Genomic DNA, 13655 nt, shown 5'->3' on the forward strand with positions numbered 1-13655 from the left:
GGATTATGTATGAAGGTTGATGTGAAATAATTTCTAATCCGTATAGAAAGAGTTTTATTTAAATATGCCCCATAGATTAAAACGAGCAACCGACATTGCTCTTGTAATAAATATTTTTCTGTTTATCATTAAATCAATTGTAGGAATACTTTCAAATTCCATTGCAGTAATTTCCGAAGCTCTTAATTCTCTTACCGATATACTTTCTTCATTAGGAATTAAATATGCTGTAAAGCTTTCGCGGGAAAAACCGGATTCAAAACATCAGTTCGGACATACGCCTGCTCAACCGATTGCGGCATTCATTCTTTCCGTCTTTGCTTTTGTAGTCGGGATAAATATCATCGAAGAATCCGTTAAACGATTGATCACACCGCAAAATATTAATACAATTCCCGCCGTCTATATTGTTTTAATTATAACCATGATTATAAAAATTTCTCTTAATCGTTATCAAGTAAAAATCAGCAAGATGTTCAACAGTCCTGCAATTAAAGCGGCATCTATAGACAGCATTAACGATGTGCTTGCTTCTTCAATTGCATTGGTCGGTGTGATTGGTGCATCTTATAATTTAAAATTTATTGACAGCATTGCGGGAATCATGGTTGCAATGTTTGTCTTCAAAACAGGTTATGAAGTTGCAAAAGAAAATCTTGATTATTTAATGGGGCGATCTGCAACCATAGAGTTTGATGAAAAGTTAAAAAGTATTGCAAGAGAAATTAAAGGTGTTAAAGGTATTAACGATCTTCGTTCTCATTACGTTGGAAATAAATTTCATATTGAAATTCATATTGAAGTTGATAAAGATTTAAGTACGGTTGTTTCTCATGATATCGGCAATGAAGTTAAATTTACGCTTGAAAAACTTGAAGAAGTTCAAAAAGTTTTTGTGCACGTAGATCCGGTTTAATAAATAAATTGAGGGAACCTCCTAAAGTTAGATCATTCAGGTCATGCTTAAGCAGTAACTTATAATTCCTTTTATAGATACCTTTTTTAAGCAATGTTTGCGAATTTTTTTTATATCTGTCTTTGTTCTCCTATTATGAGACTATATATAATTTATCTCATTTTTTTGAAACTAAACTATTATTTTGGTGTAACACTATTCAACAATACTGAAATGGGAACCAAATGAAGAAACTGTTTATAATTCTACTGTTATTCGTGTTTGCGGTTAACTCCTATGCACAAAATCCTAATGAAGTTCTTTCAAAAGATCATTCAATAGATACAAATAAAGTAATTCTGCCCGATGAAACATACAAACGTGTTAGTCAGGTAATTACACAATTTCTTTCCATGTATCATTATAAAAAACAAAAATTGAATGACTCTTTATCGTCGGTTATTTACGATCAATATATCAACACACTTGATAATAATAAATTATACTTCGTTAAATCCGACTTAGATAATTTTGAAAAATATAGATTTCAGATTGATGATTTCTTAAAAGAAGGAAATATCAATTCTGCATTTGAAATATTTTATGTTTTCAAAAAGCGACTGGGGGAAAGAATTAAATACATTGATTCTCTTCTAAAAAATAAATTTGATTTTAGTATTGACGAATCCTTTGCACCTGATCGAGAAAAATCGGATTGGGCAAAAACGCCCGATGAACTTGACGAGCTCTGGAGATTACGAATAAAAAATGATGCTCTTAATTTAATTTTATCTGGAAAAGATTGGAAAGGAACTTCCGACATGTTAACAAAACGTTATCATAATTATCACAAGATAGTTTTGCAATATGAGGCGGAAGACATCTTTGCTCTTTTCATGAATTCATTTACACAAGTTTACGATCCGCATACAGATTATTTTTCACCTGCTGCTTCAGAAAATTTCAATATTGCTATGAGATTATCTTTAGAAGGAATTGGTGCAACATTACGTCAAGACAATGATTATACAGTTGTTGCAAGCATTGTCCCGGGGGGACCAGCTAATAAGAGCGGACTACTTCATGAAGAAGATAAAATAATCGGTGTAGCCCAAGGTGATGACGGCGAAATGGTGGACATAATTGGATGGCGTGTTGATGATGCTATTCAGTTGATTCGCGGAAAGAAAGGTACAATTGTTCGTTTGCAAATAATGAAAGCTAAAGATGGACCAGGTGATCCTCCAACAGAAATTAAAATCGTAAGAGAAAAAATTAAACTTGAAGAACAAGCTGCTAAAGATGAAATATTAAACATCGAAGAAAGCGGAAAAAGTTTTAAGCTTGGCGTAATTAAACTACCTTCATTTTATACTGACTTTGAAGCTCAACAGAAAGGTGATCCAAATTATAAAAGCACAACACGTGATGTAAAAATTATTCTCAATAAATTCAAAGAACAAAAAGTTGACGGAGTAATACTTGATCTGCGAAATAACGGCGGCGGATCGCTTCAAGAAGCAATTCAATTAACCGGTTTGTTTATCAAAGATGGTCCAGTTGTTCAAGTAAAGAATTCCTCAAACATGGTAGAAGTTGATCAAGACCCCGATCCAACTATTTTTTATGATGGACCGCTTGCTGTTATGACAAACAGATTTAGTGCTTCGGCATCAGAAATTTTTGCCGCTGCAATTCAAGATTACGGCAGAGGACTTATTCTTGGTTCAAATACTTACGGTAAAGGTACTGTTCAAAATATGATTGACCTTAACCGGGCATTACCAATGACAAATAAGAAATTAGGTCAATTGAAAATAACTATACAAAAATTTTATAGGATAACAGGCAGCAGTACTCAACGTCTCGGCGTTAAACCTGATATTAGTTTCCCTTCACAGTTCACAGCAAAAGAATTTGGAGAAAGTTCACAGCCAAGTGCATTACCCTGGGATCAAATTCAATCTGCACAGTTTAAACCGTACTCTGATCTATCAAAATATTTTCCTCTTTTGGAAAAGGAACATAACGATAGAATAAAAAATGATATTGAATTCAATTTTATGTTGGATGATATAAAAGCGTTTAACCAAAACAGAGATAAAAAAACACTTTCGCTAAACGAATCTGTTCGTAAGCAGGAGCGTGATCAAGCTGAAGTTAATAAAAAGAAGAAAGATGAAGAGCGGGCAAAATATTTGGGATTAAAAATTGATGATAAAAAAGAAGTTGAAGTACCTAAAACAAAAGTGACTGATTTTGAATTAAAAGAAAGCGGAAGAATTCTAGCGGATTTAATTTTAGCAAAAATTGGTTGAACTCCTTCTCTCCTTTTATTCCCTCCCCTTACTAATGAGAGGGACGCATGGTTGGGATTCAAGTAAACATATCTCCCTCTGACTTGGCATTATTAATTAATGCTGACTTTCTCGATCTAATTTAAAGAGGCTTCCTTTTGCTGTTAAATGGATTTTTCTTAAATTTGCCATCAAAATTAATGGAGATAAACCATGGCAAAGCAACAGTCCTTCGGTGATAAAGCGAAAGGAAAGGTTAAGTCAAGTGTTGTAAATGTGAAATTTATTAAAACCGTAAAAAGCGGTAACAGTTATAAATTTCATGAGAAGTTTGTTAAGCTTGATGATATCAGCAAAGTGACAACCCTTAAATAAAAATTATTGCTTAAAACAAAGAACCCCGACCTCGTCGGGGTTTTTCATTTTAAGGAAAAGTAATTCTGTTAATCTGCAGAAACTACTTCTATGGAAGGATTCACTTCCCGGCGTAATAAATTCTCAATTGCTACCAAAGTTCCTCTAATAGAACTGGGACAGCTGCCACAAGCGCCTTGATATTTAATCTTAAGTATATAACCTTCCATCCCGGTAACTTCAAGTCCGCCGCCATCTCCTGCAAGCGCGGGGCGAACACGCTGATCTAATATTTCATTTACTTTTTTAAGAAGTGCAGTTTCTTCTTCGCTGTTGACTATTGTACTTACATTTTCTGCCGGTATCAACGACTTATCAAAATTTTTGATGAACTCAACAAACGGACGCTGTATTTGTCCCCAGGCAACTTTAGCTTCTTTTTCGATCGTAATAAATTTATCCATATAAAAAACAGAAACAACTCCGGAAATTTCAAAAATGCCTTTTGCCAGCGGATCATTCTGAGCTTCTTCTTTTGTTTTAAAATTGCGCGTTTCTTTAATTAAAAGTTTTTCATTTATAACAAATTTAAGTGCCTGCGGATTCGGTGTAAGATCTACATCTTGAACTAGTAACATATTTAACTCCTTTTCTTCCTAAACAAATAGTATTTCAAATTAGTTTCGCTGCAACATTATCAAAAATTGGTTAGGGATTCAAGTTATGAAGTGAGAGAAATTAATTAACATGTTAAAATCTTTGTTTTGATTCAGATGTTTGCAAGATATTTTCTAATCTCATAAACCACTTTTTTGCTATGAGTTCCTTTATTGGTCTCCATATCAACATATGTTGCATTTTTCATTGATGATACAATTCTTTTTAAATTTTCCGGTTCATGCAGTTTATCTTTTGATCCACCAAGAATTAAAGTCGGATACTCAATTTTATCCAGTAAATTCCAAACAGAATATTTGTAAACAGAAAGTGCTGCTTTTTTCAGTTTCCAAGGATCTGCAAAATTCAAAACGCTGCTGTACTTTTCATATTGTTCGTAATCATGTTTAACATTCATCCGAAAAGTTTTTAAATACCATTTTAAATACGGTTTAATAAAATTATATAGAGGAGGATAAAATAATTTTATAACAAGAACGCCCCACGGCGGTATACGGAATTCTGCATTGGGACCAATGAGAATTAAACTAAATGGTTTCACTTGTAAATCTTTACAACAATTCAATATTGATGTTGCTCCTAGAGAACTTCCCAACAAAATATATTTTCGGTTTTGCAGTTTTAAAATCTCAATTAGCCGAATTATATCATTACCTATTTCTTCAACGCTGTAATCGGCTTTCTCTTTTATCTGAGATGAAATTTTTTCTCTTGTCTCTAGATAATAAACCGTGAAATCTTTTGTCATCTCCTTCAAAACCTCATGCCAGCCTTTAATCATAGAAATCCATCCGGGAACGAAAACAACTGCCGGATTATTATTTATTAAAGGCGGAGTGAATGTGATTAGTTTGAGCTGAACATTTTCAGAGATGGGAATCATCTCTTCTTTGAATATTGTTCCTGGTGCACAGAATTCTATTAAATTAATTTCCATATTAGAATTGAGATGAAGAACGATTTTTGTTCATTCGTTTGTACCAACGCTTGTTGTTTTTGTAAATGTTTTTGAAGTTGACAAAAAGTTTATCGTACAAATCACGTTTTGTCGGATCAGGATAAAATGTTTTATCAATACTTATATATTTTTTGATATCATCGAATGATTGGATATAACCGAGCGTCATGCTAGCAAGCAAAGCGATTCCTCTTGCGCCGGCTTGTTGAGGATCGGAAACACGGTTGATTTTTCTGTTTAATATGTCTGCAAAAATTTGGCACCAGATATCGCTCTTTGCACCGCCGCCAATAATATTTAATTGTTCCACCTTCGAATATAAATTTTCAAGCGTCTCCATTGCCCATCTAGTATTGAAAGCAATTCCTTCGAACACAGCACGAACAAGATGTTCTCTTGAATGATCCAGACTTACATTATATAATCCCGCTCTCACATGCTCATCATCAAGAGGACATCTTTCGCCAAACATCCAAGGAGTAAACATTAAACCATTTGCACCAGGACCGGCTTTAACTGCAAGTTCATCCATTATTTCATAGAGATTTGCACGATGCTATTCTTCTTTTAGTATTTCTTCGTGATAAAGAATTTTATTTTTCAACCACTCTAGACAAATTCCCGCAGTTTCCTGATGTGCCATTCCCAAATAATATTTATCTGGATATGCACTTCCGATACAACCTGTATAATGTGCAAGGTCAATTTTTCTTTTTGAAAAATGCCCGGCAACCCAACCGCTTGTTCCTAAGCTGATGTGAAGTTCACCTTCATCAATAGCTGCGGAACCTAAAGCGGCAGATGCCAAATCTCCGGCGCCGTTTACAATCGGAGTTCCTTCCAATAATCCGGTTTTAACAGATGCTTCTTTTGTAACATAGCCTGCAATGGCTGCGCTTGGTTTTACTTCGCTCAATTGATCGGGAGTAATCTCTGCATACTTACAAAGTTTTACATCCCACACATTTTTATTTTTTCTTGTATCTAGAAACCACCAGATTACTGCAATATCAACAGATGTTACCATACTTCCGGTTAATTTATAAATGATAAAATCTTTTGCATCAATAAATTTTCTGGTCTTCGCAAATAATTCCGGCTCATTATATTTCATCCATAAAATTTTTCCTATCTGATCTTTTCCGGTTGTACCCGGCGCTCCTCCGGTTTTAATTAAGAATTTAGGAAGCCGAAAGATGTTGTATCCCATCACTCTTGGTTTCTTCCAAAACTTTTCGCGAATGATATCGGCACTTCTTCCATCGAGCCAGCTAATAGCATTACGAACCGGGTTACCGTCTTTATCCAACGCAACAACATTTTGAGTTTGTGTTGAAAAAGTCATTCCGACAATATCTTTCGGATTGATCGAAGTTTTTTGAATTACATCTCTTGTTGTTTCGCAGACCGCATCCCACCAATCAAGCGGATCTTGTTCTGCATAATTTGGTTTTGGGTGATACAACGGATAATGTTTTTTTGCTGAATCAATAATCTTGCCGGTTACGGTAACAAGAATTGCTTTATCAGCACTTGTACCCATATCATGTGCAATTATATATTTCTCTGGCATTAGTTAATCCTTATACATAAAAAAATATAAACTCAAACACCAAACTGTGTAAGATGATGATCAAGATGTTTATACTGCAATGAACCCCACTCGGCTGGCGTTAATTTTCCGAAAAAGGAATGCGGATTTGTAGTGCACTTTGCTTCTCCGCCTTGATGAAATTGATTAATCAATCCGATAAGATTTTGTTTTTCGTTTTCAAATGCTTCCGGGTTTTTAATAATAAAAGCTGGATTTGTGGGACTATTTTTCTTGATCGGTTTTTCTCCGACTCCAGAAGATTTAAAGAATTTACCAATTAACTTTCCTATAAGGAGTTGCGGAAAAAATTTTGTACCGATTGCCGTTTCCAAACCGATTGAACAATGTGCCAGCATTTGATCAACATTCATCTTTCCCCATTGCCTTTGAATGTTAGGGGAAAGTTTATTTACTCTGTTAATAATTCCATCAACAACTTCTTTTTGATATAGAGTCTTCATCGCGCAGCCCTATTATTTATTATTGATTAATAGAACAAACTCACCTTTAAGATTTTTCTCGGATACTGATTTTAATATCTCAGAAACAGTTCCTCTAAAAAACTTTTCTGTTGGAAGTGTTAGATTGAATGCTACAACAATTTTTGTTGAACCGCCGAATATTTTTGAAATGTCAGTTAAGATTGCTTTTAACCGGTATGGCGTTTCCATTAGAACAATTAATTCTTTAACGCTCTTTAACCTAAGTAATTCTTTCTTGCGCATATCACTTTTCTGTGAGAGCCAACCGGCGTAATAGAATTTATCAAGATTGAAACCCGAACCAACAAGTGCGGGCAGCAATGAACTTGCGCCGGGGATTGGAACAACGTCAATCTTTGCTGTTACACACATTTGGACAAGTAGGTTTCCGGGATCTGAAAAGAGTGGAGTGCCGCAATCAGAGATTAACGCAGCAGATTTTCCTTCTTTGATTTTTTGAAGAATTTCTTGAGAAGATTCTTTTTCGTTGTGTTCATTAAGTGAGATTAATTCTTTTTCTATTTGATAGTGAGAAAGTAATCGTCTCGCTTCCTTGAATTCTTCACAAATAACAAAATCAACCGACTTTAGAACGTTGACCGCACGGAAAGAAATATCTTTGTAGTTACCGATAGGTGTAGAAACAATGTACAGCTTTGAATTCATGTTTTTAACCGCAGAGTTCGCAAAGTTCAATGCAAAGATCGCAAAGTTTTTTCTCAGCGGACTTTGCGTATTCTCCGCGGTCTTTGCGTTTAGCTTTAAATCAATTCTTTTAGAATAGAATTCAATTGGTTAAGTTCAACTATTTTTTTCTCACCGGTTTTTCTGTTTTTCACTTCAACTTTGCCGTCCTTCAAATTTTTCTCGCCTACAATTAATTGAACAGGCATTCCAAGCAAATCCGCATCATTGAATTTGAATCCTGCACTCGCTTCAAGACGGTCATCAAACAGCACCTCGTAACCTTCTGCAATCAAATCAATGTAAAGTTTTTCACAAGTTTTGGAAACGAGATCGTTTTTCATATTCAATCCGATCAAATGAATATCAAATGGGTTGAGAGGTTTTTTCCAAATAATTCCTTTCTCATCATAATTCTGCTCAAGGAAGCAAGCAAAGATTCTTTCCACACCAATACCGTAACTTCCCATCACTATCGGATGTTCTTTCCCGTTTTCATCAAGATAAAGTACGCCAAGCGCTACAGAATATTTTGTCCCGAGTTTGAAAATGTGTCCGAGTTCTATTGCTTTGAACACATCTAAAGTTGAACCGCATCGGATACATTTTTCTCCGTTCTCTGCTGTACGCAGATCAAAGTATTCACATTTCTGAACGTCACGCTTCAAATCTATTCCGCCGATGTGAAAATCATTTTTGTTCGCACCGCTGTAAAGATTATTTCCATCCTTCAATAGATTATCTGCAATTATTCTATGTGGAAATCCGATCGGACCGATTGAACCGGCATCTGCACCAGAAATCTCTTTCAGTTCTTCAGGATGTGCGGGACGAACATTCCCGCCGAGAACATTTGCTAGTTTTGTTTCATTCACTTCATCGTTACCGAGCATTAAAACTAAAACAGGTTTGCTATCGTGAATGTAAATTCTTGACTTAGCGGTTTCGTGTTCATCAATTTTTAAGAATTCGCAAAGTTCATCTATTGTGTGAACATTCGGTGTTGATATTTCAAAAAGTTCCTTCGATTCTTTTTGACGCTGAACTGATTGAGCAACAGACTGTGCAACTTCAGCATTGGAAGCATATCCGCACTTCTCGCAATAAGCAACAGTATCTTCGCCAGCATCACTCTTAACCATAAACTCTTCGGATTTACTTCCGCCCATTGCACCGCTTGAAGCACCTACAACAAAATATTTTAACCCGCAGCGGTCAAAAATTGCCCGGTAAGCTTTATCATGAAGAGCATAACCAACATCCAACCCGGCTTCATCACGGTCGAGTGTGTAAGCATCCTTCATAATAAATTGTCTTCCGCGTATAACTCCGCTTCTCGGACGCGGTTCATTTCTAAACTTAGTCTGTATCTGATACCAGATTTGCGGCAGATCTTTGTAAGAAGCGATGGAACCCTTAGCATGATATGCAACAATCTCTTCGTGCGTCGGAGCTAAAACATAATCGCGGTTCTTAATATGAAAAAGAATATCTCCGAATGCTTCAACTCTTCCGGTCTGTTCCCAAATTTCTTTTGGATTTAATGCCGGAAAATGAAATTCCTGTCCGCCGATTGCATTCATCTCTTCGCGGATGATATCCATAATTTTTCTTAGAACTTTATATCCAAGCGGCAGCCATGAATATATTCCGGCTGATACTTGTCTTACTAATCCAGCACGGATCATTAAAATGTGACTCGGAATTACCGCATCATTAGGTACTTCTTTTAAGGTCGGAATAAACGATTTACTTACTCTCATTACAATATTGTTTTTGTTAGAAAATTATGGACAAAGATAAGAAATGAAGAAGCGAGATGGAAATTTTGAATGAATGAGTAAATTGATTTCAGACAAATCTTTTTCTGCTTATCTTTGAATAGAAGAAATGACAAATGCCAAGGTATGAGCAATGACAGATTTTGATCCTGTAACTCAAGATAACCCTAATGCCAATTCTAAATTTCCATCATCATTATCCCCAGCTGTTTTTATTAGCGGCGGATCAAAAGTTTTAGGTACAATGTTTATTACCTCCGGTGAAGGACTGCATCCAACTGTTTTGCTCTTAACCGGTTTCCCGGGCAATGAAGTGAATTACGATATTGCACACATGCTTCAGCGCCAGGGATTTAATGTGTTCACGTTTTATAGCCGCGGTTCATGGGGAAGTGAAGGTGAATTTTCCTGGAAGAATCTTATTGAAGATATACCTGCGGCAGTAACATTTTTAAAAGATAATTTATGCAGAGAAAAATTTCAAGTAGATAAAAATAGAATTGTGTTTGTTGGTTATAGTATGGGAGGATTCTCTGCCCTCTTGAATTCGATTCAATTTGATGATATAAAAAATGTTTGTGCGATAGCGCCGTTTAACTTCGGAATGTTTGGACAATTATTAACAATGACTGAAGAAATAAAAAAAAATAGTTCGGAAAGAATGTTACGTGCAAAGGATTTTGTGAACTGTCCCTCTCCGGAAAAACTTTTAGATGAATTGATCCAACATAAAAACGATTGGGATCTTATTAATCATGCCGAAAAACTTTCACAAAAAAATCTTCTTATCATAAGCGCTAAGAATGATACAACAGCACCTATAGAATTGCATCATAAGCCTGTGGTTGGTGCACTCAAACTCGCAAATTCTAACGTTAAAGATTTCATACTTGAAGCCGGTCATTCCTTTTCCGAAAAACGGATTCAACTGATGAGACTAATTTCAGATTGGGTAAACCAAATAAAATTTTAGAGAAAGAGCATGAGCAAGATCAAGAGTTATGGCGATATGCCTGCAGAAGAATTTAAAAAGTACGGATATGAATTAATTGACTGGGCGGCAAACTATATTGAGAATGTTGGTTCATTTCCTGTTCTGCCTAAAATTAAACCGGGAGATGTGAAAAACAAATTACCTAATCACGCACCGCAATCTAGCGAGCCGATAAATAAAATCATCGAAGACTTAGATAAAATTATTTTACCGGGAACAACTCATTGGCAGCATCCGAACTTTATGGCGTATTTCAATTCAACCGCAAGCGGACCCGGAATTCTTGCAGAACTTATCAGTGCCACGTTTAATGTTAACTCAATGCTTTGGAAATCCGCACCAGCATCAACCGAACTTGAAGAAACCGTTTTAAATTGGTTCAGAGAAATAATTAATCTTCCAAAAGAATTTTGGGGAATCATTTACGATACCGCTTCGGTGAGTTCAATGCATGCTATTGCAGCTGCACGTGAAAATATTGGATTAGATATTCGAGCAAAAGGAATGTGCGGAGCGCCAAAGCTAAAGCTATATTGTTCCGAACAAGCACATAATTCAATTGATAAAAGTGCTATCACGCTCGGCATCGGTTTGGATGGAATTAGAAAAATTCAGGTTGATTCGGAATTCAGAATGATTCCATCCGAGTTGGAGAAAGCAATTAAAGAAGATCGTGCAAATGGCAGTGTTCCGTTCTGTGTTGTTGCGACAATCGGAACAACATCAACAACAAGCGTAGATCCGGTTGAAGAGATAGCGAAAATATGCACGCGGGAAAAAATTTGGTTTCATGTTGATGCGGCACATGCCGGTGTAACTGCAATGCTGCCCGAGATGAACAAACATTTTAAAGGTGTAGAGCATGCAGATTCGTTTGTTGTTAATCCGCATAAGTGGTTGTTCGTTCCGGTTGATTTAAGCATTTTATATACGCACAAACCGGAAGTTCTTAAGAAGGCATTCTCACTTTCTGCAGAATATTTAAAAACCGCAGAAGACTCATCAGTTAATAATTATATGGATTACGGAATACAGCTCGGGCGAAGATTTAGATCATTAAAATTTTGGTTTGTACTGCGTTACTTTGGTGTTGAAGGATTGCAGACAAGATTGAGAGAGCACATCCGTCTCGGACAACTTTTTGCAAAATGGATTGATGAAAATCCTAAATTTGAATTGCTGGCACCAACACCGTTCAGTACAGTTTGTTTCCGTGCAAAACCAAACGGATGGAATGATGAAGTAAAAATAAATGAGCTAAATGAAAAATTATTGAACGCAGTAAACGCAACCGGAAAAATTTTTATTACTCACACAAAATTGAACGGAATATTTACAATACGATTATGTGTTTCGGGATTACGTACTGAAGAAAAACATGTTGAATTAGCGTGGAATGTAATTCAAGAAACATTTCAAAATATTTTGAATGAAGGTTAAACAACCTGGATAGAATTTTTCAATAAGTAAAAATGTGTGATTGGAAAGGTTTTAGCTCTATATATAAACCGCTATTATAAACTTCCTCTGCCGATCGCATATAGGATTGATCATTCAATAAATCTTTAATTAAAAAATCTTCAGGGTAACCGCGAACATCCAATTTTATACGGCAAGTTGAAAGAGTTTCAGAATAATTAACCACTACAAGACGCTTCTCATCTTTAAAGCTCCAAATCCAAGCAAGGATATTTGAAAATGTAGTGTTATTATCCAAAGAAGATTCCGGTTCTAAAAGTATCCATTTACCTCTGTTAAAAATTTCGTGCGAAGTAATCGTTAGAAGCTTATTATAAAAATCTCTTAACTCAATGTTCGTTTGCTCTTCGGGTTCTCTTACAAGTTGTACCGGAAGTTTAATTTTCTTCCCCTCAAATTGTCCGTCATAATAAAAACGCATTCCTTGAATTGTGCTTATTATTACCGCCGCTGCTTTAGATTTTTCTTTTCCAAGAATAGCTGCTGCCCGTTCTTCATCATGGTTTTCAATGAAGCGCAATGATTTTTTTTGATAATCATAATCTGCAAGAAGATGATCGTGAATTTCTTTTTCCGGTGCATATTTCAAACGATCGGTCAATTTCTTGTCATAAGTAAAATCGAACCCGATCTGTTGAAGATCATATTCAAGATCCCAGTAAGCTTCGGCAATAAAAATAAAATCCGCTCTCTCATTTTTAATTTCTGATATCGCTTCCGTCCAGAATTCTGTTTCATAATTATCAAAACCATTTTTACCTAACACTCCGCCCCAAGTATTCTTAAAAATATTGTTAAGTAAAAGCATTGACATATCGCAGCGGACACCATCACACACTTTTGTTAATGAAATCAGAGTGTTAATATGGAACTGTCTTGCCTCTTTGCTGAAAATATTTATCTGGATAGTATCCTGCCATGCCGGGAAAAAAGGATCTCTGCCATGAGCATAATATTTCTGCTCATTATTATTTGGCTGGTAATACGTGTGCGGATCGCGGTTGAAGAGTTCTTTATCAACCGAAAGAAAAATACCGGGATTTGTTTTGATTAACCTGGTGTCCGCACTAAAATGATTTGGAACGAAATCAAGAATGAGTTTCATTCCCTTTTTATTCAAGCGGGATTTTAATTCAAGCAAAGATTTATGATCGCCTAACTCATGATTGATTTCGTAAACATCTACTGCATAAGGCGAACCGACCACATCTTCCCGTTTCCAACCCTTTAATGCACGGTCGTAACTTTTTTTTAATCCTTCTTCAAAACAACATCTGTCAATTACTGAATTACATGTTTTCCAAATTCCCATTAACCAGATATAATCGATTCCCTTTTTCGCGAGATTGTCCCAGTATGAATTCGGCACATCGTTCAAAGTTGATTTGATAATTCCTTGATCAAATCTTCGGAGCCAGATACGGGTATTAATTTCGTAAAGAGATTGATTGTAAAGCAT

The 13655-nt window shown here is 35.7% G+C and carries 13 protein-coding genes; 5 read left to right on the forward strand and 8 right to left on the reverse strand.

The genetic code is table 11. The features are described 5' to 3' along the window. The first annotated feature begins 64 nt into the window (after nt 1–64). The 3 genes from NTZ27_08780 (at nt 65) to NTZ27_08790 (ending at nt 3567) form a co-directional block, all read left to right on the forward strand. A complete protein-coding gene (locus NTZ27_08780) occupies nt 65–916 on the forward strand; it encodes a cation diffusion facilitator family transporter (GenBank protein MCX6174829.1) in 852 nt (283 codons plus the stop codon). Between the two features lie 224 nt (nt 917–1140). Continuing rightward, nucleotides 1141–3213, forward strand: coding sequence for a carboxy terminal-processing peptidase (locus NTZ27_08785; GenBank protein ID MCX6174830.1), 2073 nt, complete (start codon nt 1141–1143; stop codon nt 3211–3213). A 192-nt stretch (nt 3214–3405) separates the two neighbouring features. Further along, complete coding sequence (locus NTZ27_08790; protein ID MCX6174831.1) at nt 3406–3567, forward strand: hypothetical protein; 162 nt, start codon at nt 3406–3408, stop codon at nt 3565–3567. A 68-nt stretch (nt 3568–3635) separates the two neighbouring features. Here NTZ27_08790 and NTZ27_08795 read toward each other — a convergent pair whose 3' ends face one another. From NTZ27_08795 to NTZ27_08825, 7 genes are all read right to left on the reverse strand, one after another. Continuing rightward, nucleotides 3636–4184, reverse strand: coding sequence for a NifU family protein (locus tag NTZ27_08795; GenBank protein ID MCX6174832.1), 549 nt, complete (start codon nt 4182–4184; stop codon nt 3636–3638). A gap of 131 nt (nt 4185–4315) precedes the next feature. Beyond that, a complete protein-coding gene (locus NTZ27_08800; GenBank protein ID MCX6174833.1) occupies nt 4316–5161 on the reverse strand; it encodes an alpha/beta hydrolase in 846 nt (281 codons plus the stop codon). Nucleotide 5162: 1 nt separating this feature from the next. Then, entirely contained in the window at nt 5163–5714 is a 552-nt protein-coding gene (locus NTZ27_08805) for an FGGY-family carbohydrate kinase (protein ID MCX6174834.1), read from the reverse strand. A 24-nt stretch (nt 5715–5738) separates the two neighbouring features. Beyond that, nucleotides 5739–6755, reverse strand: a complete 1017-nt coding sequence (locus NTZ27_08810) for an FGGY family carbohydrate kinase (protein ID MCX6174835.1) — start codon at nt 6753–6755, stop codon at nt 5739–5741. A 32-nt stretch (nt 6756–6787) separates the two neighbouring features. Further along, nucleotides 6788–7237, reverse strand: a complete 450-nt coding sequence (locus NTZ27_08815) for a DUF1569 domain-containing protein (GenBank protein ID MCX6174836.1) — start codon at nt 7235–7237, stop codon at nt 6788–6790. A 12-nt stretch (nt 7238–7249) separates the two neighbouring features. Continuing rightward, the gene (gene rsmI, locus NTZ27_08820) at nt 7250–7924 is read right to left on the reverse strand and encodes a 16S rRNA (cytidine(1402)-2'-O)-methyltransferase (GenBank protein MCX6174837.1); all 675 of its coding nucleotides are present in this window, start codon (nt 7922–7924) and stop codon (nt 7250–7252) included. Between the two features lie 95 nt (nt 7925–8019). Continuing rightward, nucleotides 8020–9705, reverse strand: a complete 1686-nt coding sequence (locus NTZ27_08825) for a proline--tRNA ligase (protein MCX6174838.1) — start codon at nt 9703–9705, stop codon at nt 8020–8022. A gap of 151 nt (nt 9706–9856) precedes the next feature. Here NTZ27_08825 and NTZ27_08830 point away from each other — a divergent pair, with 151 nt between their 5' ends. Beyond that, the gene (locus tag NTZ27_08830) at nt 9857–10696 is read left to right on the forward strand and encodes an acetylxylan esterase (protein ID MCX6174839.1); all 840 of its coding nucleotides are present in this window, start codon (nt 9857–9859) and stop codon (nt 10694–10696) included. Nucleotides 10697–10705: 9 nt separating this feature from the next. Continuing rightward, the gene (locus NTZ27_08835) at nt 10706–12157 is read left to right on the forward strand and encodes a pyridoxal-dependent decarboxylase (GenBank protein MCX6174840.1); all 1452 of its coding nucleotides are present in this window, start codon (nt 10706–10708) and stop codon (nt 12155–12157) included. A gap of 19 nt (nt 12158–12176) precedes the next feature. Here the strand turns inward: NTZ27_08835 and NTZ27_08840 are convergent, their stop codons facing one another. Next, nucleotides 12177–13655: an alpha-amylase family glycosyl hydrolase gene (locus NTZ27_08840; protein ID MCX6174841.1), complete on the reverse strand. Its 1479-nt coding sequence runs from the start codon at nt 13653–13655 to the stop codon at nt 12177–12179.

It is taken from the genome of Ignavibacteriales bacterium (genome assembly GCA_026390775.1).
In the GTDB taxonomy this organism is placed as follows: domain Bacteria; phylum Bacteroidota; class Ignavibacteria; order Ignavibacteriales; family Melioribacteraceae; genus Fen-1258.

Excerpts from the sequence above, each read along its gene's own strand:
- NTZ27_08785 (MCX6174830.1), top strand. The coding sequence starts at position 1,141 with ATGAAGAAACTGTTTATAATTCTACTGTTATTCGTGTTTGCGGTTAAC.
- NTZ27_08835 (MCX6174840.1), top strand. The coding sequence starts at position 10,706 with ATGAGCAAGATCAAGAGTTATGGCGATATGCCTGCAGAAGAATTTAAA.
- NTZ27_08805 (MCX6174834.1), bottom strand. The coding sequence starts at position 5,714 with ATGGATGAACTTGCAGTTAAAGCCGGTCCTGGTGCAAATGGTTTAATG.
- NTZ27_08810 (MCX6174835.1), bottom strand. The coding sequence starts at position 6,755 with ATGCCAGAGAAATATATAATTGCACATGATATGGGTACAAGTGCTGAT.
- NTZ27_08790 (MCX6174831.1), top strand. The coding sequence starts at position 3,406 with ATGGCAAAGCAACAGTCCTTCGGTGATAAAGCGAAAGGAAAGGTTAAG.
- NTZ27_08830 (MCX6174839.1), top strand. The coding sequence starts at position 9,857 with ATGACAGATTTTGATCCTGTAACTCAAGATAACCCTAATGCCAATTCT.
- NTZ27_08795 (MCX6174832.1), bottom strand. The coding sequence starts at position 4,184 with ATGTTACTAGTTCAAGATGTAGATCTTACACCGAATCCGCAGGCACTT.
- NTZ27_08780 (MCX6174829.1), top strand. The coding sequence starts at position 65 with ATGCCCCATAGATTAAAACGAGCAACCGACATTGCTCTTGTAATAAAT.
- NTZ27_08815 (MCX6174836.1), bottom strand. The coding sequence starts at position 7,237 with ATGAAGACTCTATATCAAAAAGAAGTTGTTGATGGAATTATTAACAGA.
- NTZ27_08825 (MCX6174838.1), bottom strand. The coding sequence starts at position 9,705 with ATGAGAGTAAGTAAATCGTTTATTCCGACCTTAAAAGAAGTACCTAAT.
- rsmI (MCX6174837.1), bottom strand. The coding sequence starts at position 7,924 with ATGAATTCAAAGCTGTACATTGTTTCTACACCTATCGGTAACTACAAA.
- NTZ27_08800 (MCX6174833.1), bottom strand. The coding sequence starts at position 5,161 with ATGGAAATTAATTTAATAGAATTCTGTGCACCAGGAACAATATTCAAA.
- NTZ27_08840 (MCX6174841.1), bottom strand. The coding sequence starts at position 13,655 with ATGCTTTACAATCAATCTCTTTACGAAATTAATACCCGTATCTGGCTC.